Annotated in this window: 18 protein-coding genes, 1 other RNA gene and 1 pseudogene; 14 read left to right on the plus strand and 6 right to left on the minus strand. The window is 52.3% G+C overall.

The features are described from left to right. Positions 1 to 65 precede the first annotated feature (65 nt). Positions 66 to 959, minus strand: coding sequence for a DNA-binding transcriptional regulator ArgP (gene argP, locus ABZJ92_RS06525; protein ID WP_000828351.1), 894 nt, complete (start codon positions 957 to 959; stop codon positions 66 to 68). Between the two features lie 382 nt (positions 960 to 1341). Between argP and rpiA the strand changes: the two genes are divergently transcribed. The 4 genes from rpiA (at position 1342) to ABZJ92_RS06545 (ending at position 4169) form a co-directional block, all read left to right on the plus strand. After that, positions 1342 to 2001 (plus strand): ribose-5-phosphate isomerase RpiA, encoded by a 660-nt coding sequence (rpiA, locus tag ABZJ92_RS06530; protein WP_000189743.1) that lies wholly within the window; start codon positions 1342 to 1344, stop codon positions 1999 to 2001. 255 nt (positions 2002 to 2256) lie between these two features. Continuing rightward, positions 2257 to 3489 carry a phosphoglycerate dehydrogenase gene (gene serA, locus ABZJ92_RS06535; RefSeq protein WP_001151604.1) on the plus strand — a complete coding sequence of 411 codons (1233 nt, stop codon included), beginning with the start codon at positions 2257 to 2259 and terminating at the stop codon, positions 3487 to 3489. A gap of 228 nt (positions 3490 to 3717) precedes the next feature. Then, the gene (gene ibsC / locus ABZJ92_RS06540; protein ID WP_071524576.1) at positions 3718 to 3777 is read left to right on the plus strand and encodes a type I toxin-antitoxin system toxin IbsC; all 60 of its coding nucleotides are present in this window, start codon (positions 3718 to 3720) and stop codon (positions 3775 to 3777) included. Between the two features lie 332 nt (positions 3778 to 4109). Then, a complete protein-coding gene (locus ABZJ92_RS06545) occupies positions 4110 to 4169 on the plus strand; it encodes a type I toxin-antitoxin system Ibs family toxin (protein WP_001387035.1) in 60 nt (19 codons plus the stop codon). A 100-nt stretch (positions 4170 to 4269) separates the two neighbouring features. Here the strand turns inward: ABZJ92_RS06545 and ABZJ92_RS06550 are convergent, their stop codons facing one another. The 3 genes from ABZJ92_RS06550 to zapA all read right to left on the minus strand — a co-directional run bounded on the left by ABZJ92_RS06550 (position 4270) and on the right by zapA (position 5447). Beyond that, positions 4270 to 4872, minus strand: coding sequence for a 5-formyltetrahydrofolate cyclo-ligase (locus ABZJ92_RS06550; protein WP_000192745.1), 603 nt, complete (start codon positions 4870 to 4872; stop codon positions 4270 to 4272). A gap of 20 nt (positions 4873 to 4892) precedes the next feature. Beyond that, positions 4893 to 5076, minus strand: a non-coding RNA gene (gene ssrS / locus ABZJ92_RS06555) — 6S RNA. Positions 5077 to 5117: 41 nt separating this feature from the next. Then, positions 5118 to 5447 carry a cell division protein ZapA gene (gene zapA, locus ABZJ92_RS06560; protein WP_001276008.1) on the minus strand — a complete coding sequence of 110 codons (330 nt, stop codon included), beginning with the start codon at positions 5445 to 5447 and terminating at the stop codon, positions 5118 to 5120. A gap of 167 nt (positions 5448 to 5614) precedes the next feature. Here zapA and ygfB point away from each other — a divergent pair, with 167 nt between their 5' ends. The 4 genes from ygfB to ubiI are packed head-to-tail and all read left to right on the plus strand — an operon-like array spanning position 5615 to position 9944. Further along, entirely contained in the window at positions 5615 to 6193 is a 579-nt protein-coding gene (ygfB, locus tag ABZJ92_RS06565) for a UPF0149 family protein YgfB (RefSeq protein ID WP_001295378.1), read from the plus strand. 25 nt (positions 6194 to 6218) lie between these two features. Then, positions 6219 to 7544 (plus strand): Xaa-Pro aminopeptidase, encoded by a 1326-nt coding sequence (gene pepP / locus ABZJ92_RS06570; RefSeq protein ID WP_001290130.1) that lies wholly within the window; start codon positions 6219 to 6221, stop codon positions 7542 to 7544. Then, positions 7541 to 8719 (plus strand): 2-octaprenyl-6-methoxyphenyl hydroxylase, encoded by a 1179-nt coding sequence (gene ubiH, locus ABZJ92_RS06575; RefSeq protein WP_000111174.1) that lies wholly within the window; start codon positions 7541 to 7543, stop codon positions 8717 to 8719. Before pepP ends, ubiH begins: the two co-directional genes overlap by 4 nt. A gap of 22 nt (positions 8720 to 8741) precedes the next feature. After that, on the plus strand, positions 8742 to 9944 hold the full coding sequence (ubiI, locus tag ABZJ92_RS06580) for an FAD-dependent 2-octaprenylphenol hydroxylase (RefSeq protein WP_001192220.1): 1203 nt from the start codon (positions 8742 to 8744) through the stop codon (positions 9942 to 9944). 73 nt (positions 9945 to 10017) lie between these two features. On the opposite strand, the gene ABZJ92_RS06585 is transcribed toward ubiI, so the two are convergent. Then, on the minus strand, positions 10018 to 10101 hold the full coding sequence (locus tag ABZJ92_RS06585) for a hypothetical protein (protein ID WP_122985416.1): 84 nt from the start codon (positions 10099 to 10101) through the stop codon (positions 10018 to 10020). Positions 10102 to 10391: 290 nt separating this feature from the next. Between ABZJ92_RS06585 and gcvT the strand changes: the two genes are divergently transcribed. From gcvT to ABZJ92_RS06605, 4 genes are all read left to right on the plus strand, one after another. After that, entirely contained in the window at positions 10392 to 11486 is a 1095-nt protein-coding gene (gcvT, locus tag ABZJ92_RS06590; protein WP_000068718.1) for a glycine cleavage system aminomethyltransferase GcvT, read from the plus strand. Positions 11487 to 11509: 23 nt separating this feature from the next. Further along, positions 11510 to 11899, plus strand: a complete 390-nt coding sequence (gene gcvH / locus ABZJ92_RS06595) for a glycine cleavage system protein GcvH (RefSeq protein WP_001295377.1) — start codon at positions 11510 to 11512, stop codon at positions 11897 to 11899. Between the two features lie 118 nt (positions 11900 to 12017). Then, positions 12018 to 14891 carry an aminomethyl-transferring glycine dehydrogenase gene (gene gcvP / locus ABZJ92_RS06600; protein ID WP_000195082.1) on the plus strand — a complete coding sequence of 958 codons (2874 nt, stop codon included), beginning with the start codon at positions 12018 to 12020 and terminating at the stop codon, positions 14889 to 14891. A 266-nt stretch (positions 14892 to 15157) separates the two neighbouring features. Continuing rightward, positions 15158 to 15901, plus strand: a complete 744-nt coding sequence (locus ABZJ92_RS06605; protein WP_000951957.1) for an SDR family oxidoreductase — start codon at positions 15158 to 15160, stop codon at positions 15899 to 15901. Between the two features lie 56 nt (positions 15902 to 15957). Here ABZJ92_RS06605 and bglA read toward each other — a convergent pair whose 3' ends face one another. Next, a complete protein-coding gene (bglA, locus tag ABZJ92_RS06610) occupies positions 15958 to 17391 on the minus strand; it encodes a 6-phospho-beta-glucosidase BglA (protein WP_005051722.1) in 1434 nt (477 codons plus the stop codon). 44 nt (positions 17392 to 17435) lie between these two features. Here bglA and yqfB point away from each other — a divergent pair. Both yqfB and trhA read left to right on the plus strand, forming a co-directional pair. Further along, positions 17436 to 17746: pseudogene (yqfB, locus tag ABZJ92_RS06615) on the plus strand (N(4)-acetylcytidine aminohydrolase). Between the two features lie 163 nt (positions 17747 to 17909). Further along, a complete protein-coding gene (trhA, locus tag ABZJ92_RS06620) occupies positions 17910 to 18569 on the plus strand; it encodes a PAQR family membrane homeostasis protein TrhA (protein WP_000250274.1) in 660 nt (219 codons plus the stop codon). Positions 18570 to 18711 lie beyond the last annotated feature (142 nt).

Consider the following 18711-nt stretch of genomic DNA (forward strand, 5'->3'; position numbering starts at 1 on the left):
TTCAAGGAATACAAAAAGAAGTGAGGACAACGCCTGATATGTGCTATCAGGCATTATTTGATGGATTAATCCTGACGAAGGACTTTGTGACCATAATCGAGTAACGCATCAGTGACTTTACGCATCATGCGGCTTTCAGGAGCAAAGCGGTGCCAGTAGAGCATCCGTCGTTGAAATAGCCCAGGCGTTAAGTCAATCAGTTCACCGCTGGCCAGCTCTTTCTCGATTTGCAGGTGCGGGATCATACAGCAGGTGGTGCCCTGGCGAGCAAGTTGTACGAACGCTTCTGAAGAATTAACGATATGGCAGGGTACGCTGCCAGGAGGAAGATCGAAGTTTTGCTGCAAAAAGGCCTGGTGCATATCGTCAAGATGGTCAAACGCGACCACTGGCGCTTTCAATAATGCCGAACGCGTTACGCCGTTAGGAAAATATTTTTCGGCAAACGGTTTTGAGCTGACGAACAGATAGTCGAGCGCACCGAGTTTATCGACAAGACAACTCGGCAGCGCCTGATGTTGAATACTCACCGCGCCGACCACTTCGCCGCGGCGCAGACGTTCCTGAGTACGGGTTTCATCTTCTACCTGCAAGTTGAGGCGGATAGGCGAATCAGCCAACACAGGAGCCAGTGCCGGAAGCAACCACGTCGCCAGACTGTCGGCGTTGACCGCCAGTGAAAGCAGCAGCGGAGTCGAACCGGTTTGTTCATCGCCCAGCCACTCTTCTTCCAGCAACTCCACCTGGCGCAGCAGTGCCAGCAGTTTTTGCCCTTGTTCCGTCGGGCGCGGCGGTACGGTACGCACCAACAGCGGCTGCCCGAACATATTTTCCAGTTGCTTAATGCGCTGTGAGACGGCTGATTGTGTAATGCACAGCTTTTGTGCCGCGCGCTCAAATCCTCGTTCACGTATCACCGCATCCAGTGCCTGTAATGTTCTGTAGTCCGGGCGTTTCATTGCTGTTGTCTGCTCCTGGTAAATGCTTTTTCCTGCACTATGACACAATTTTGTGTCAGGTTGCATATACCGAAGCCGTCGGCGGGTAACATTTGTATCAATGGTTAAACGCGCAGCTTAAAAGATCAGGGATTTGCGCTATTGCATTTCGCTTAGCGACTTCGCGCCCTGGTTATGTTGAATGGCGTGGCGTTATTGCCTCTGTTCGCACCGTGGAGCGGCATACCCAGACCGTTGTATGCTTTATTTGCGGGGCGAAAGGGGATGCCCGCCATTGCGCGATATTTTATGGATGAGTTAACCACCCGGCTTGCCAACGGGGTCTGAATCGCTTTTTTTGTATATAATGCGTGTGAAATTTCATACCACAGGCGAAACGATCATGACGCAGGATGAATTGAAAAAAGCAGTAGGATGGGCGGCACTTCAGTATGTTCAGCCCGGTACCATTGTTGGTGTAGGTACAGGTTCCACCGCCGCACACTTTATTGACGCGCTCGGCACGATGAAAGGCCAGATTGAAGGGGCCGTTTCCAGTTCAGATGCTTCCACTGAAAAACTGAAAAGCCTCGGCATTCACGTTTTTGATCTCAACGAAGTCGACAGCCTTGGCATCTACGTTGATGGCGCAGATGAAATCAACGGCCACATGCAAATGATCAAAGGCGGCGGCGCGGCGCTGACCCGTGAAAAAATCATTGCTTCGGTTGCGGAAAAATTTATCTGTATTGCCGACGCCTCCAAGCAGGTTGATATTCTGGGTAAATTCCCGCTGCCAGTAGAAGTTATCCCGATGGCACGTAGTGCAGTGGCGCGCCAGCTGGTGAAACTGGGCGGTCGTCCGGAATACCGTCAGGGCGTGGTGACCGATAATGGCAACGTGATCCTCGACGTCCACGGCATGGAAATCCTTGACCCGATAGCGATGGAAAACGCCATAAATGCGATTCCTGGCGTGGTGACTGTTGGCTTGTTTGCTAACCGTGGCGCGGACGTTGCGCTGATTGGCACACCTGACGGTGTCAAAACCATTGTGAAATGATCTGACGGGGGAACCTCCCCCGTTAAAAAAATTCTCTTCATTAAATTTGGTGACATGTGTCACGCTTTTACCAAGCAATTGTCGATTGCTCTAAATAAATCCTCTAAACCAGCATATTCATCCAAGAATTACCTTTGCGTGATATTTCCTCAACATCGCGACGCAAACGTTCATATTGCCGCAATATTATTTTTTGATATGTTGAAAGGCGGATGCAAATCCGCACACAACATTTCAAAAGACAGGATTGGGTAAATGGCAAAGGTATCGCTGGAGAAAGACAAGATTAAGTTTCTGCTGGTAGAAGGCGTGCACCAAAAGGCGCTGGAAAGCCTTCGTGCAGCTGGTTACACCAACATCGAATTTCACAAAGGCGCGCTGGATGATGAACAATTAAAAGAATCCATCCGCGATGCCCACTTCATCGGCCTGCGATCCCGTACCCATCTGACTGAAGACGTGATCAACGCCGCAGAAAAACTGGTCGCTATTGGCTGTTTCTGTATCGGAACAAACCAGGTTGATCTGGATGCGGCGGCAAAGCGCGGGATCCCGGTATTTAACGCACCGTTCTCAAATACGCGCTCTGTTGCGGAGCTGGTGATTGGCGAACTGCTGCTGCTATTGCGCGGCGTGCCGGAAGCCAATGCTAAAGCGCACCGTGGCGTGTGGAACAAACTGGCGGCGGGTTCTTTTGAAGCGCGCGGCAAAAAGCTGGGTATCATCGGCTACGGTCATATTGGTACGCAATTGGGCATTCTGGCTGAATCGCTGGGAATGTATGTTTACTTTTATGATATTGAAAACAAACTGCCGCTGGGCAACGCCACTCAGGTACAGCATCTTTCTGACCTGCTGAATATGAGCGATGTGGTGAGTCTGCATGTACCAGAGAATCCGTCCACCAAAAATATGATGGGCGCGAAAGAGATTTCGCTAATGAAGCCCGGCTCGCTGCTGATTAATGCCTCGCGCGGTACTGTGGTGGATATTCCGGCGCTGTGTGATGCGCTGGCGAGCAAACATCTGGCGGGGGCGGCAATCGACGTATTCCCGACGGAACCGGCGACCAATAGCGATCCATTTACCTCTCCACTGTGTGAATTCGACAACGTCCTTCTGACGCCACACATTGGCGGTTCGACTCAGGAAGCGCAGGAGAATATCGGCTTGGAAGTTGCGGGTAAATTGATCAAGTATTCTGACAATGGCTCAACGCTCTCTGCGGTGAACTTCCCGGAAGTCTCGCTGCCACTGCATGGTGGTCGTCGTCTGATGCACATCCACGAAAACCGTCCGGGCGTGCTAACTGCGCTGAACAAAATCTTCGCCGAGCAGGGCGTCAACATCGCCGCGCAATATCTACAAACTTCCGCCCAGATGGGTTATGTAGTTATTGATATTGAAGCTGACGAAGACGTTGCCGAAAAAGCGCTGCAGGCAATGAAAGCTATTCCGGGTACCATTCGCGCCCGTCTGCTGTACTAATTCCCCTTCTCTGAAAATTAACGGGCAGGTCACTGACTTGCCCGTTTTTTTATCCCTTCTCCACACCGTTGCCGCGTTGCGCATTCTACTTTGCGAGTCTGCTCCAGAAAATAAATCAAAGTCAGATCAATGCGTTGTGTTTATTTAATGGGGATTTACGATGGCGGGACAGCATGGGGCTGTAACGGTAAAGCCCTCACCGAAGCGAGGGCTTAAAGGAGAAGGGTTATGATGCGACTTGTCATCATACTGATTGTACTGTTACTGATAAGTTTCGGAGCTTATTAACAGTCAGTCTCAAGGGAGGAGTCATCCTCCCTTACCCTTACTCACTAAATTAGGTCAAAGAATCAACGATGTCAATCAGGGCGATGCGGGGTGCATCGCCCTGAACCGAACTTTTTGATAGCCACTTCATCGCCCACGTTTACTGCCGTAATAGATCCTTTTTCCCAAAAATTATCTCTGTTTTGCATGGGGTTTTTCGAGCACGCTCGAAGAAAAGATTTAAAGGTAGATCAATGCGTTGTGGTTATTTAAAGAGAGCTTACGATAGCTGGGCAGCATGGGGCTGTAACGGTAAAGCCCTCACCGAAGCGAGGGCTTGAAGGAGAAGGGTTATGATGCGACTTGCCATCATACTGATTGTACTGTTACTCATAAGTTTCCCAGCTTATTAACAGTCAGTCACAGGGGAGGAGCAATCCTCCCTTACCCTTACTCACTAAATTAGGTTAAAGAATCAACGATGTCAATCAGGGCGATGCAGGTGTATCGCCCTTACCACTCCCAGACTTTCGACGGTGTAACCACCGCAGGAAGAGGGATATCCCACTCTTCAACGGGGAGTTTTTCCACCAACTGACAATCATGCGCATAACCCACCGGTTGCGTTTTATAGTGCTGCCAGTTTTGTAAGGTCCGATCATAAAAACCACCGCCCATTCCCAGACGCTGACCGTACTCATCAAAGGCGACCAGCGGTGTGATCAGCACGTCTAATCGGGAAAGGGGTAGCACGTCACGCACATCCAGTTTTGGCTCATGGATCTTCAACCTGTTCATCACCAGTTCGCTTTGCGGATGGTAATTCAGGAACAGCAAATTACCGGCACTAAAGGGATGCAAAACTGGAAGATATACGCGCTTACCGGCGCGCCAGAGTTGTTCTATTAGCGGCTGGGTGTCGAGTTCACCATCAAAAGAGAGGAATACAGCGACCGTATGCGCCATCACCACCGGGGGATAAGTCATCATCCGGGTAGCGGCTTGTTGACCCATTTCCAGCTGTTGTTCCGGCGTTAACGCACGACGACGTTGCCGAATCATTTTGCGGATTTCTTGTCGGGATAATGTCAGTGGGAGCTCTGGTAGTTGCGTCATGGCTGGTGCCAGATAAGAAGGGAATCTCCGAGATGCCGCCGCAGGCTGTAACCCTTGAACCCTTGGTTCAAGGTGAATGTGTCGTCGCAGTTTTAAGGCTTCTCGGACGAACCGAGCATGCTCACCAACCGCGGAGCGCCACATTCTTGTGGTATGAAATATCGGCTCAGGGGACTGGCCCGCTTGCGAACATCTCAGAGAAATTTTGTCTTCACGGTTACTCTACCACAGTAAACCGAAAAGTGTCATTCAAAGTTTTGGTTAGTTTTTTCGGTGATGCGACCTTGTTCAAGTAACGCTTGTTCTATGGTCTGCTGCAGCATCCGAATACGCTGTTCCATACTTGCCGCGTAGTCACGAGTCTTTGCTTTTTCTTGCGCTAACTCATAGCTGATATTCAATGCGGCAATGAAGACCAACTGTTCAGTATTTGTGACTCTAGTGCGTTCTTTCAGATCTTGCAACCGTTGGTTCAGATCGTCCGCTGCCTGATTCAACGCATCCCTTTGGTCAGGCGGGCAGTTCACACGCAGTGAACGGCCAAAAATTTGGATATCGACGGGTTGTGCAGACATGCCACCTTCCTGCTGATTGACTGCGCTGCCTTCGTCTTTAGACCCATGGTCTGCGAAGGGGCGACACTATAGCTACCCTGATGAGAAGAGACAAGCCCTTTTCTGGTCCACCAGGGCCCAAAGTGGTAGCATATCATGAATATTCCTCCCTTTGACGACGAATGCTTATGTCTATACAGAACGAAATGCCTGGTTACAACGAAATGAACCAGTATCTGAACCAACAAGGGACGGGTCTGACCCCTGCCGAGATGCATGGTTTAATCAGTGGGATGATATGTGGCGGTAACGATGACAGCTCATGGCTGCCGCTACTTCACGACCTGACGAACGAAGGCATGGCTTTCGGTCATGAGCTGGCACAGGCACTGCGTAAAATGCACTCTGCCACCAGCGATGCCCTGCAGGATGACGGCTTCCTTTTTCAGCTTTATCTGCCTGATGGCGATGATGTCAGCGTTTTCGATCGGGCTGATGCACTGGCAGGTTGGGTCAATCACTTCCTGCTTGGTCTTGGCGTTACGCAACCGAAGCTGGACAAAGTGACCGGCGAAACCGGTGAAGCCATCGACGATCTGCGTAACATCGCGCAGCTGGGCTACGACGAAGACGAAGATCAGGAAGAGCTTGAAATGTCGCTTGAAGAGATCATCGAATACGTTCGTGTTGCCGCGCTGTTATGCCACGACACCTTTACTCATCCGCAACCGACCGCGCCAGAAGTACAAAAACCGACTCTACACTAAAAACAAAAAACGTAAGGAGAGTGTTATGAGTGAGATATCCCGGCAAGAGTTTCAGCGTCGCCGTCAGGCCCTGGTGGAGCAAATGCAACCCGGCAGCGCCGCGCTGATTTTTGCTGCACCAGAAGTAACACGTAGCGCCGACAGCGAATACCCCTATCGTCAGAACAGTGACTTCTGGTACTTCACCGGCTTTAACGAACCGGAAGCGGTGCTGGTGCTGATTAAAAGCGATGACACTCATAACCACAGCGTTCTGTTTAACCGCGTTCGCGACCTGACGGCGGAGATCTGGTTTGGCCGTCGCTTAGGCCAGGATGCCGCGCCAGAGAAACTGGGCGTTGACCGCGCACTGGCATTCAGCGAAATCAATCAGCAACTTTATCAACTACTTAACGGCCTGGATGTGGTTTACCATGCCCAGGGCGAATATGCATATGCTGATGAAATCGTGAACAGTGCGCTGGAAAAACTGCGTAAAGGTTCGCGGCAAAATCTCACCGCACCGGCAACGATGATCGACTGGCGTCCTGTTGTTCATGAAATGCGCCTGTTCAAATCGCCAGAAGAGATTGCCGTACTCCGCCGCGCGGGAGAAATCACCGCCATGGCACATACACGGGCGATGGAAAAATGCCGTCCGGGAATGTTCGAGTACCATCTGGAAGGCGAAATTCACCACGAATTTAACCGCCACGGTGCGCGCTATCCTTCCTATAACACCATTGTAGGCAGCGGTGAAAACGGCTGCATTCTGCACTACACCGAAAACGAGAGTGAACTGCGCGACGGTGACCTGGTGTTGATTGACGCGGGTTGTGAATACAAAGGTTACGCGGGCGATATTACCCGCACCTTCCCGGTCAACGGCAAATTCACCCAGGCCCAGCGTGAAATCTACGACATTGTGCTGGAGTCTCTCGAAACCAGCCTGCGCCTGTATCGTCCGGGAACTTCCATTCTGGAAGTCACTGGTGAAGTGGTGCGCATCATGGTTAGCGGCCTGGTAAAACTCGGCATCCTGAAAGGTAATGTTGATGAACTGATCGCTCAGAACGCCCATCGTCCTTTCTTTATGCATGGCCTTAGCCACTGGTTAGGACTGGATGTCCATGACGTTGGCGTTTATGGTCAGGATCGCTCGCGCATTCTGGAACCGGGGATGGTACTGACCGTAGAGCCTGGTCTGTATATCGCGCCGGATGCGGATGTGCCAGAACAATATCGCGGTATCGGCATTCGTATTGAAGACGACATTGTGATTACCGAAACCGGCAACGAAAACCTCACCGCCAGCGTGGTGAAAAAGCCGGAAGAAATCGAAGCGTTGATGGCTGCTGCGAGAAAGCAATGAGCGTAATCATCGTCGGTGGCGGCATGGCGGGCGCGACGCTGGCGCTGGCTATTTCCCGGTTAAGTCACGGGGCGCTGCCGGTACATTTGATTGAAGCGACTGCGCCAGAGTCACATGCTCATCCGGGCTTTGATGGACGAGCGATAGCGCTGGCGGCGGGTACCTGTCAGCAACTGGCGCGCATCGGCGTCTGGCAATCTCTGGCTGATTGCGCAACCGCCATCACTACCGTGCATGTCAGCGATCGTGGTCATGCTGGATTCGTCACCCTCGCCGCAGAAGATTACCAACTGGCGGCGCTGGGGCAGGTTGTCGAATTGCATAATGTCGGGCAACGGCTGTTTGCATTGCTGCGAAAAGCACCTGGCGTAATGCTGCATTGCCCCGATCGCGTAGCTAACGTTGCCCGTACTCAGAGTCATGTTGAAGTGACGCTGGAGAGCGGCGAGATGCTGACGGGCCGCGTGCTGATAGCCGCTGATGGCACCCATTCAGCGTTAGCCACCGCGTGCGGCGTTGATTGGCAGCAGGAGCCTTACGAACAACTGGCAGTGATTGCCAACGTTGCTACTTCTGTTGCGCACGAAGGCCGCGCTTTTGAACGCTTCACGCAACATGGCCCGCTGGCGATGTTGCCGATGTCTGACGGACGCTGTTCGCTGGTCTGGTGTCATCCACTGGAACGGCGCGAAGAGGTGCTGTCGTGGAGCGACGAGAAGTTTTGCCGTGAACTCCAGTCTGCCTTTGGCTGGCGACTGGGGCAAATTACCCACGCCGGTAAACGCAGTGCTTATCCGCTGGCATTAACCCGCGCCGCCAGACCGATTACCCATCGCACTGTGCTGGTGGGCAATGCGGCGCAAACTCTGCACCCGATTGCCGGGCAAGGGTTTAACCTCGGTATGCGAGATGTCATGAGCCTTGCGGAAACCCTGACTCAGGCGCATGAGCGCGGAGAAGACATCGGTGATTACGGCATATTGTGCCGCTATCAGCAGCGTCGACAGAGCGATCGCGAAGCAACCATCGGCGTCACGGACAGCCTGGTACATCTTTTTGCCAACCGTTGGGCACCGCTGGTTGTCGGGCGCAACATCGGACTGATGACGATGGAATTATTCACCCCGGCACGCGATGTGCTGGCGCAGCGCACCCTCGGTTGGGTGGCGCGTTGAAGGCGGTTTTAAGGAATAAACAATGCAAAGTGTTGATGTAGCCATTGTTGGCGGCGGCATGGTGGGGCTGGCGGTTGCCTGCGGCTTACAGGGGAGCGGCTTACGCGTTGCCGTACTGGAGCAGCGCGTACCGGAACCTCTGGCGGTAGATGCACTACCACAACTGCGCGTTTCGGCTATCAATGCCGCCAGCGAAAAATTACTCACCCGTCTTGGCGTCTGGCAGGACATTCTCGCTCGTAGGGCCAGTTGTTATCACGGCATGGAAGTGTGGGACAAAGACAGTTTTGGTCACATCTCGTTTGACGATCAAAGCATGGGCTATAGCCATCTTGGGCACATCGTTGAAAACTCAGTGATTCACTACGCGCTGTGGAACAAAGCGCAGCAGTCGTCAGATATTACTCTGTTGGCCCCCACAGAATTACAGCAGGTCGCCTGGGGAGAAAATGAAACCTTCCTGACGCTGAAAGATGGCAGCATGTTAACGGCGCGTCTGGTGATTGGCGCGGACGGTGCTAATTCCTGGTTGCGCAACAAAGCAGATATTCCGCTGACTTTCTGGGATTATCAGCATCACGCGCTGGTAGCGACCATTCGCACGGAAGAACCGCATGATGCGGTGGCGCGGCAGGTTTTCCATGGCGAAGGCATTCTGGCCTTTTTACCGCTTAGCGATCCGCATCTTTGCTCGATTGTCTGGTCACTGTCGCCAGAGGAAGCGCAGCGGATGCAGCAGGCAAGTGAAGACGAATTTAATCGCGCGTTAAATATCGCTTTTGATAATCGCCTTGGCTTATGCAAGGTTGAGAGCGCGCGTCAGGTGTTCCCGCTGACGGGGCGTTATGCGCGCCAGTTTGCCGCACACCGTCTGGCGCTGGTGGGCGACGCCGCGCATACCATTCACCCACTGGCGGGGCAGGGCGTTAATCTCGGATTTATGGACGCCGCAGAGCTGATTGCTGAACTGAAACGGTTGCATCGTCAGGGTAAAGACATCGGGCAGTACATTTACCTGCGCCGCTATGAACGTAGCCGCAAGCACAGCGCGGCGCTGATGCTGGCTGGTATGCAGGGTTTTCGCGATCTCTTTTCCGGCGCTAATCCGGCGAAAAAACTGCTGCGTGATATTGGTTTGAAACTGGCCGACACGCTTCCTGGCGTTAAGCCGCAACTTATCCGCCAGGCAATGGGATTAAACGATTTGCCTGAATGGCTGCGTTAAAAATTTCTCCTCTGTTGTTTATTTGATACCCATCACACTTTCATCTCCCGGTTTTTTCGCCGGGAGATTTTCCTCATTTGAAATAAACTAATTTCACCTCCGTTTTCGCATTATATTTTCTAATACCATGATTTTTTGATTTAGTGTTTTTTGACATTTTTTTAGCTCTTAATATTGTCTTATTCAAATTGACTTTCTCATCACATCATCTTTGTATAGAAATTGGTGTATTTTTTGGTTTTTTATTCTGTCGCGATTTTTGCATTTTTTAACCATAAGCTAATGTGATGATCAATTTTACCTTATGGTTAACAGTCTGTTTCGGTGGTAAGTTCAGGCAAAAGAGAACGATTGCGTTGGGGACCGGGAGTGGCTCCGATGCTGGGTTTTGTGGTGATAATTTCACCATGAAAAAGTTGTCAGCCCCGCTTATTCAATGAGGACAAGATGGCACAACAGACTCCTTTGTACGAACAACACACGCTTTGCGGCGCTCGCATGGTGGATTTCCACGGCTGGATGATGCCGCTGCATTACGGTTCGCAAATCGACGAACATCATGCGGTACGTACCGATGCCGGAATGTTTGATGTGTCGCATATGACCATCGTCGATCTCCGCGGCAGCCGCACCCGGGAGTTTCTGCGTTATCTGCTGGCGAACGATGTGGCGAAGCTCACCAAAAGCGGCAAAGCCCTTTACTCGGGGATGTTGAATGCCTCTGGCGGTGTGATAGATGATCTCATCGTCTACTACTTTACTGAAGATTTCTTCCGCCTCGTTGTTAACTCCGCCACCCGCGAAAAAGACCTCTCCTGGATTACCCAACACGCTGAACCTTTCGGCATCGAAATTACCGTTCGTGATGACCTTTCCATGATTGCCGTGCAAGGGCCGAATGCTCAGGCAAAAGCTGCCACACTGTTTAATGATGCTCAGCGTCAGGCGGTGGAAGGGATGAAACCGTTCTTTGGCGTGCAGGTGGGCGATCTGTTTATTGCCACCACTGGTTATACCGGTGAAGCGGGCTATGAAATTGCGCTGCCCAATGAAAAAGCGGCCGATTTCTGGCGTGCGCTGGTGGAAGCGGGCGTTAAGCCCTGCGGTCTGGGGGCGCGTGACACGCTGCGTCTGGAAGCGGGCATGAATCTTTATGGTCAGGAGATGGACGAAACTATTTCTCCTTTAGCCGCCAACATGGGCTGGACTATCGCCTGGGAACCGACAGATCGTGACTTTATCGGTCGTGAAGCCCTGGAAGTGCAGCGTGAGCATGGTACAGAAAAACTGGTTGGTCTGGTGATGACCGAAAAAGGCGTGCTGCGTAATGAACTGCCGGTACGCTTTACCGATGCGCAGGGCAACCAGCATGAAGGCATTATCACCAGCGGTACTTTCTCCCCGACGCTGGGTTACAGCATTGCGCTGGCGCGCGTGCCGGAAGGTATTGGCGAAACGGCGATTGTGCAAATTCGCAACCGTGAAATGCCGGTTAAAGTGACAAAACCTGTTTTTGTGCGTAACGGCAAAGCCGTCGCGTGATTTACTTTTTTGGAGATTGATTGATGAGCAACGTACCAGCAGAACTGAAATACAGCAAAGAACACGAATGGCTGCGTAAAGAAGCCGACGGCACTTACACCGTTGGTATTACCGAACATGCTCAGGAGCTGTTAGGCGATATGGTGTTTGTTGACCTGCCGGAAGTGGGCGCAACGGTTAGCGCGGGCGATGACTGCGCGGTTGCCGAATCGGTAAAAGCGGCGTCAGACATTTATGCGCCAGTAAGCGGTGAAATCGTGGCGGTAAACGACGCACTGAGCGATTCCCCGGAACTGGTGAACAGCGAACCGTATGCAGGCGGCTGGATCTTTAAAATCAAAGCCAGCGATGAAAGCGAACTGGAATCACTGCTGGATGCGACCGCATACGAAGCATTGTTAGAAGATGAGTAACGGCTTTATTCCTCTTCTGCGGGAGAGGATCAGGGTGAGGAAAATTTATGCCTCACCCTCACTCTCTTCGTAAGGAGAGAGGTTCACAATTCACTGCACGTTTCAGGAACCATCGCTCATGACACAGACGTTAAGCCAGCTTGAAAACAGCGGCGCTTTTATTGAACGCCATATCGGACCGGACGCCGCGCAACAGCAAGAAATGCTGAATGCCGTTGGTGCACAATCGTTAAACGCGCTGACCGGCCAGATTGTGCCGAAAGATATTCAGCTTGCGACACCACCGCAGGTTGGCGCACCGGCGACCGAATACGCCGCACTGGCAGAACTCAAGGCTATTGCCAGTCGCAATAAACGCTTCACGTCTTACATCGGCATGGGTTACACCGCCGTGCAGCTACCGCCGGTTATCCTGCGTAACATGCTGGAAAATCCGGGCTGGTATACCGCGTACACTCCGTATCAGCCTGAAGTCTCCCAGGGCCGCCTTGAAGCACTGCTCAACTTCCAGCAGGTAACGCTGGATTTGACTGGACTGGATATGGCCTCTGCTTCTCTTCTGGACGAGGCCACCGCTGCCGCCGAAGCAATGGCGATGGCGAAACGCGTCAGCAAACTGAAAAATGCCAACCGCTTCTTCGTGGCTTCCAATGTGCATCCGCAAACGCTGGATGTGGTCCGTACTCGTGCTGAAACCTTTGGTTTTGAAGTGATTGTCGATGACGCGCAAAAAGTGCTCGACCATCAGGACGTCTTCGGCGTGCTGTTACAGCAGGTAGGCACTACCGGTGAAATTCACGACTACACTGCGCTTATTAGCGAACTGAAATCACGCAAAATTGTGGTCAGCGTTGCCGCCGATATTATGGCGCTGGTGCTGTTAACTGCGCCGGGTAAACAGGGCGCGGATATTGTTTTTGGTTCGGCGCAACGCTTCGGCGTGCCGATGGGCTACGGTGGCCCACACGCGGCATTCTTTGCGGCGAAAGATGAATACAAACGCTCAATGCCGGGCCGTATTATCGGTGTATCGAAAGATGCAGCTGGCAATACCGCGCTGCGCATGGCGATGCAGACTCGCGAGCAACATATTCGTCGTGAGAAAGCGAACTCCAACATTTGTACTTCCCAGGTACTGCTGGCAAACATCGCCAGCCTGTATGCCGTTTATCACGGCCCGGTTGGCCTGAAACGTATCGCTAACCGCATTCACCGTCTGACCGATATTCTGGCGGCGGGCCTGCAACAAAAAGGTCTGAAACTGCGCCATGCGCACTATTTCGACACCTTGTGTGTGGAAGTGGCCGACAAAGCGGGCGTACTGACGCGTGCCGAAGCGGCTGAAATCAACCTGCGTAGCGATATCCTGAACGCCGTGGGGATCACCCTTGATGAAACCACCACGCGTGAAAACGTAATGCAGCTTTTCAGTGTGCTGCTGGGCGATAACCACGGGCTGGAGATCGACACGCTGGACAAAGACGTGGCTCACGACAGCCGCTCTATCCAGCCTGCGATGCTGCGCGACGACGAAATCCTCACCCATCCGGTGTTTAATCGCTATCACAGCGAAACCGAAATGATGCGCTATATGCACTCGCTGGAGCGTAAAGATCTGGCGCTGAATCAGGCGATGATCCCGCTGGGTTCCTGCACCATGAAACTGAACGCCGCCGCCGAGATGATCCCAATCACTTGGACGGAATTTGCCGAACTGCACCCGTTTTGCCCGCCGGAACAGGCTGAAGGTTATCAGCAGATGATTGCGCAGCTGGCTGACTGGCTGGTGAAACTGACCGGTTACGACGCCGTTTGTATGCAGCCGAACTCCGGCGCACAGGGCGAATACGCGGGCCTGCTGGCGATTCGTCATTATCATGAAAGCCGCAACGAAGGGCATCGCGATATCTGCCTGATCCCGGCTTCTGCGCACGGAACTAACCCCGCTTCTGCACATATGGCAGGAATGCAGGTGGTGGTTGTGGCGTGTGATAAAAACGGCAACATCGATCTGACTGATCTGCGCGCGAAAGCGGAACAGGCGGGCGATAACCTCTCCTGTATCATGGTGACTTATCCTTCTACCCACGGCGTGTATGAAGAAACGATCCGTGAAGTGTGTGAAGTCGTGCATCAGTTCGGCGGTCAGGTTTACCTTGATGGCGCGAACATGAACGCCCAGGTTGGCATCACCTCGCCGGGCTTTATTGGCGCGGACGTTTCGCACCTCAACCTGCATAAAACTTTCTGCATTCCGCACGGCGGTGGTGGTCCGGGTATGGGACCGATCGGTGTGAAAGCGCATCTGGCACCGTTTGTACCGGGTCATAGCGTGGTGCAAATCGAAGGCATGTTAACCCGTCAGGGCGCAGTTTCTGCGGCACCGTTCGGTAGCGCCTCTATCCTGCCAATCAGCTGGATGTACATCCGCATGATGGGCGCAGAAGGGCTGAAAAAAGCAAGCCAGGTGGCAATCCTCAACGCCAACTATATTGCCAGCCGCCTGCAGGATGCCTTCCCGGTGCTGTATACCGGTCGCGACGGTCGCGTGGCGCACGAATGTATTCTCGATATTCGCCCGCTGAAAGAAGAAACCGGCATCAGCGAGCTGGACATTGCCAAGCGCCTGATCGACTACGGTTTCCACGCGCCGACGATGTCGTTCCCGGTGGCGGGTACGCTGATGGTTGAACCGACTGAATCTGAAAGCAAAGTGGAACTGGATCGCTTTATCGACGCGATGCTGGCTATCCGCGCAGAAATTGACCAGGTGAAAGCCGGTGTCTGGCCGCTGGAAGATAACCCGCTGGTGAACGCGCCGCACATTCAGAGCGAACTGGTCGCCGAGTGGGCGCATCCGTACAGCCGTGAAGTTGCGGTATTCCCGGCAGGCGTGGCAGACAAATACTGGCCGACGGTGAAACGTCTGGATGATGTTTACGGCGACCGTAACCTGTTCTGCTCCTGCGTACCGATTAGCGAATACCAGTAATTCACTGATTCGAGTATTTTCTAAAGGCGCTTCGGCGCCTTTTTAGTCAGATGACAAAGTACAAAAGTGCTCAGACAGTCCCCTCGCCCCTTTGGGGAGAGGGTTAGGGTGAGGGGAACAGGCCGGCACTGGCGCGAATATTTACCCTCACCCCGACCCTCTCCCTGAAAGGGCGAGGGGGAAAAGCGTGCCAACATTGAAGATTGAGCCAGTTTGTTAGCAATCTCAAAGATACGTCAACGAATTAATTTTTCTCGGAAAAACAAATGGCTATAGCACTTGTGACCGGTGGCAGTCGCGGCATCGGGCGGGCAACTGCATTACTGTTGGCGCAAGAAGGGTATACGGTGGCGGTTAATTATCAGCAAAACCTCCACGCGGCGCAGGAAGTGATGAACTTAATAATGCAAGCCGGTGGCAAAGCATTCGTGCTCCAGGCGGATATCAGCGACGAAAACCAGGTCGTTGCGATGTTTACAGCAATCGATCAGCACGATGAACCGCTAGCAGCGCTGGTCAATAACGCCGGGATCTTGTTTACCCAGTGCACCGTTGAAAACCTTACCGCAGAGCGAATCAACCGAGTACTTTCCACCAACGTGACGGGATATTTTCTCTGCTGCCGCGAGGCGGTAAAACGCATGGCGCTTAAAAATGGTGGCAGTGGCGGCGCTATCGTCAATGTCTCTTCGGTGGCCTCACGGTTGGGTTCGCCAGGGGAATATGTTGATTACGCGGCATCGAAAGGGGCGATTGATTCGTTAACCACCGGACTATCGCTGGAAGTCGCCGCGCAGGGGATCCGCGTTAACTGCGTGCGGCCAGGGTTTATTTATACCGAAATGCACGCCAGCGGCGGCGAGCCTGGACGCGTCGATCGCGTTAAGTCGAACATCCCCATGCAGCGTGGTGGACAGGCAGAAGAGGTCGCGCAGGCCATTGTCTGGCTACTAAGTGATAAAGCCTCTTACGTCACGGGAAGTTTTATCGATTTGGCGGGCGGGAAATAAAACAGGGAAGTTGTCTGACCGGATGCAACAAGTATTGCATCCGGTACTTCATCGACTTAAAGCTTCTCGCCGTTGCTGGCAATCACCTCTTTGTACCAGTTAAAGCTCTTCTTACGTGAACGCGACATATCGCCAGTACCGTCGTCATGTTTATTCACATAGATAAAGCCGTAGCGTTTGCTGTACTGCCCGGTAGTGAATGACACGCAGTCGATGCAGCCCCACGGTGTGTAGCCCATCAGATCCACACCATCGTAAGTCACTGCTTTTTTCATCTCTTCAATATGGGCGCGCAGGTAGTCAATGCGGTAGTCGTCGTTGATGCTGCCATCTTCTTCCACTTTGTCGTAAGCGCCAAAACCGTTTTCGACAATAAACAGCGGCCTCTGATAACGCTCATACAGTTCGCAAAGGGCATAGCGCAGACCTACTGGATCAATCTGCCAGCCCCAGTCAGACGCTTTAACATACGGGTTCGGTACGCTGCCTTCAAAACCAGAGATCGCATCGCCGGTGCCGCCTTCGGCCTTCACTGCGTTGGTCATGTAATAGCTGAAACCAAGATAATCGCAGGTGCCTTCGCGCAGTACATCGAGATCGCCGTCTTCCATTTTGATATTAAATCCGCGACGTTCCCACTCGTTCAATACATAGGACGGGTAATAGCCGCATAGCTGCACATCGGTAAAGACGTAGCGTTCGCGCATCGACTCCTGAGCGAACATCACATCGTCCGGGTTACATGAGTAGGGATAGAGCGGCACCATCGCCAGCATACAGCCGACTTTCATCTCCGGGTTAATGCGACGCGCGGCTTTCACTGCCAGGGCGCTGGCGACAAACTGGTGATGCAGCACCTGGTACATCGTCTCTTCCGGGTTGTCATGCTCGGTATACACCACGCCGGAGCAGCAGTAACCAAACAGCGGCGCACGCCAGTTACGCTGGTTGTTTATTTCGTTGAAGGTCATCCAGTATTTGACTTTATGCTTGTAGCGTTCGAATACCACTTCCGCGAAACGGACAAAGAAATCAACGAATTTACGGTTGGTCCAGCTACCGTATTGCTGCACCAGATGCAGCGGCATTTCAAAGTGGGAGAGGGTTATCACCGGTTCGATGTTGTATTTCAGCAGTTCATCGAACAGAGAGTCGTAAAACTTCAGCCCTTCTTCGTTTGGCTGAGCTTCATCACCTTTTGGAAAAATACGCGTCCAGGCGATGGAAGTCCGAAAACATTTGAAGCCCATTTCGGCAAATAGCTTGATGTCTTCCTTGTAGTGACCATAAAAATCAACGGCTTCATGGTTTGGATAGTATTTTCCTGGCAAGACTTCTTTGGTGATTTCGCGCGGCACGCCGTGTGCGCCACAGGTCAGAACGTCACAAATGCTCGGTCCTTTGCCGCCTTTGTTCCAGCCGCCTTCGACCTGATGAGCGGCAACGGCGCCACCCCATAAGAAATCTTTCGGTAAGGTGAGTTTTTTCACTATCATAGGCTCCAGATCAGTCAATTCTTACAGGAAATAGTACCATGCAGCCAAACGACATCACTTTTTTCAACGTTTCCAGGATGACATTCTGGCTGGGCGTAAAACCATCACCATCCGCGACGAGTCTGAATCGCACTTCAAAACGGGTGATGTGCTTCGTGTCGGACGTTTTGAAGATGACGGTTATTTTTGCACGATTGAAGTCACCGCAACCTCAACCGTAACGCTGGATACACTGACGGAAAAACATGCAGAGCAGGAAAATATGACCCTGCCTGAACTGAAAAAGGTCATTGCTGACATCTATCCCGGTCAGACACAATTTTATATGATTGAATTTAAATGTCTTTAAATTGAACTCACGCCTGTTAGTTGAAATTTCGCATTTAATTTCATGATTTTTAGGAGATTAGTCTCAAATCAGAATTTATTTTAGCTAACAGGTGTTCACTGGAACTATTCTCAGTTACGCTGGAGAGGTATACATGTGCGTGTACGTTTCTCTGGAGTAAGTTATGGTTCAGAAGCCCCTCATTAAGCAGGGATATTCGCTGGCAGAGGAAATTGCCAACAGCGTCAGTCACGGCATTGGGCTGGTGTTTGGTATCGTTGGGCTGGTGTTGCTACTGGTTCAGGCGGTGGATCTCAATGCCAGCGCCACAGCGATAACCAGTTACAGCCTCTATGGCGGCAGTATGATCCTGCTGTTCCTCGCTTCGACGCTCTATCACGCCATTCCTCATCAACGGGCAAAAATGTGGCTGAAGAAATTTGACCATTGCGCTATTTACCTGTTGATTGCCGGAACCTACACGCCGTTTTTGCTGGTGGGGCTGGATTCTCCGTTAGCGCGCGGGTTGATGATTGTTATCTGGAGCCTAGCATTGCTGGGGATTCTGTTCAAACTGACCATCGCGCACCGATTCAAAATTTTATCTCTGGTGACTTATCTGGCGATGGGCTGGCTGTCGCTGGTGGTAATTTATGAAATGGCAGTTAAGCTCGCGGCGGGCAGCGTTACCTTACTGGCGGTAGGCGGCGTGGTTTATTCGCTCGGGGTGATTTTCTACGTCTGCAAACGCATTCCATACAACCATGCCATCTGGCACGGCTTCGTGCTCGGCGGTAGTGTGTGCCACTTTCTGGCGATCTATTTGTATATTGGGCAGGCGTAATGGGTATGCCTTTGTAGGCCTGATAAGACGCGTCAGCGTCGCATCAGGCATCGGAGCGCAACCGCCGGATGCGGCGTGAACGCCTTATCCGATCTACGGGCCTCGTCCCTGTTGTGATAAAGGCATCAAATCCCAGACATGA

This window comes from Shigella sp. FJ200513, assembly GCF_040495915.1.
Classification (GTDB): Bacteria; Pseudomonadota; Gammaproteobacteria; order Enterobacterales; family Enterobacteriaceae; genus ECMA0423.

Bases quoted from the DNA above. Each gene is read 5' to 3' on its own strand.
- argP (WP_000828351.1), bottom strand. From the start codon at position 959: ATGAAACGCCCGGACTACAGAACATTACAGGCACTGGATGCGGTGATA.
- rpiA (WP_000189743.1), top strand. From the start codon at position 1,342: ATGACGCAGGATGAATTGAAAAAAGCAGTAGGATGGGCGGCACTTCAG.
- serA (WP_001151604.1), top strand. From the start codon at position 2,257: ATGGCAAAGGTATCGCTGGAGAAAGACAAGATTAAGTTTCTGCTGGTA.
- ABZJ92_RS06550 (WP_000192745.1), bottom strand. From the start codon at position 4,872: ATGACGCAACTACCAGAGCTCCCACTGACATTATCCCGACAAGAAATC.
- zapA (WP_001276008.1), bottom strand. From the start codon at position 5,447: ATGTCTGCACAACCCGTCGATATCCAAATTTTTGGCCGTTCACTGCGT.
- ygfB (WP_001295378.1), top strand. From the start codon at position 5,615: ATGTCTATACAGAACGAAATGCCTGGTTACAACGAAATGAACCAGTAT.
- pepP (WP_001290130.1), top strand. From the start codon at position 6,219: ATGAGTGAGATATCCCGGCAAGAGTTTCAGCGTCGCCGTCAGGCCCTG.
- ubiH (WP_000111174.1), top strand. From the start codon at position 7,541: ATGAGCGTAATCATCGTCGGTGGCGGCATGGCGGGCGCGACGCTGGCG.
- ubiI (WP_001192220.1), top strand. From the start codon at position 8,742: ATGCAAAGTGTTGATGTAGCCATTGTTGGCGGCGGCATGGTGGGGCTG.
- ABZJ92_RS06585 (WP_122985416.1), bottom strand. From the start codon at position 10,101: ATGTCAAAAAACACTAAATCAAAAAATCATGGTATTAGAAAATATAAT.
- gcvT (WP_000068718.1), top strand. From the start codon at position 10,392: ATGGCACAACAGACTCCTTTGTACGAACAACACACGCTTTGCGGCGCT.
- gcvH (WP_001295377.1), top strand. From the start codon at position 11,510: ATGAGCAACGTACCAGCAGAACTGAAATACAGCAAAGAACACGAATGG.
- gcvP (WP_000195082.1), top strand. From the start codon at position 12,018: ATGACACAGACGTTAAGCCAGCTTGAAAACAGCGGCGCTTTTATTGAA.
- ABZJ92_RS06605 (WP_000951957.1), top strand. From the start codon at position 15,158: ATGGCTATAGCACTTGTGACCGGTGGCAGTCGCGGCATCGGGCGGGCA.
- trhA (WP_000250274.1), top strand. From the start codon at position 17,910: ATGGTTCAGAAGCCCCTCATTAAGCAGGGATATTCGCTGGCAGAGGAA.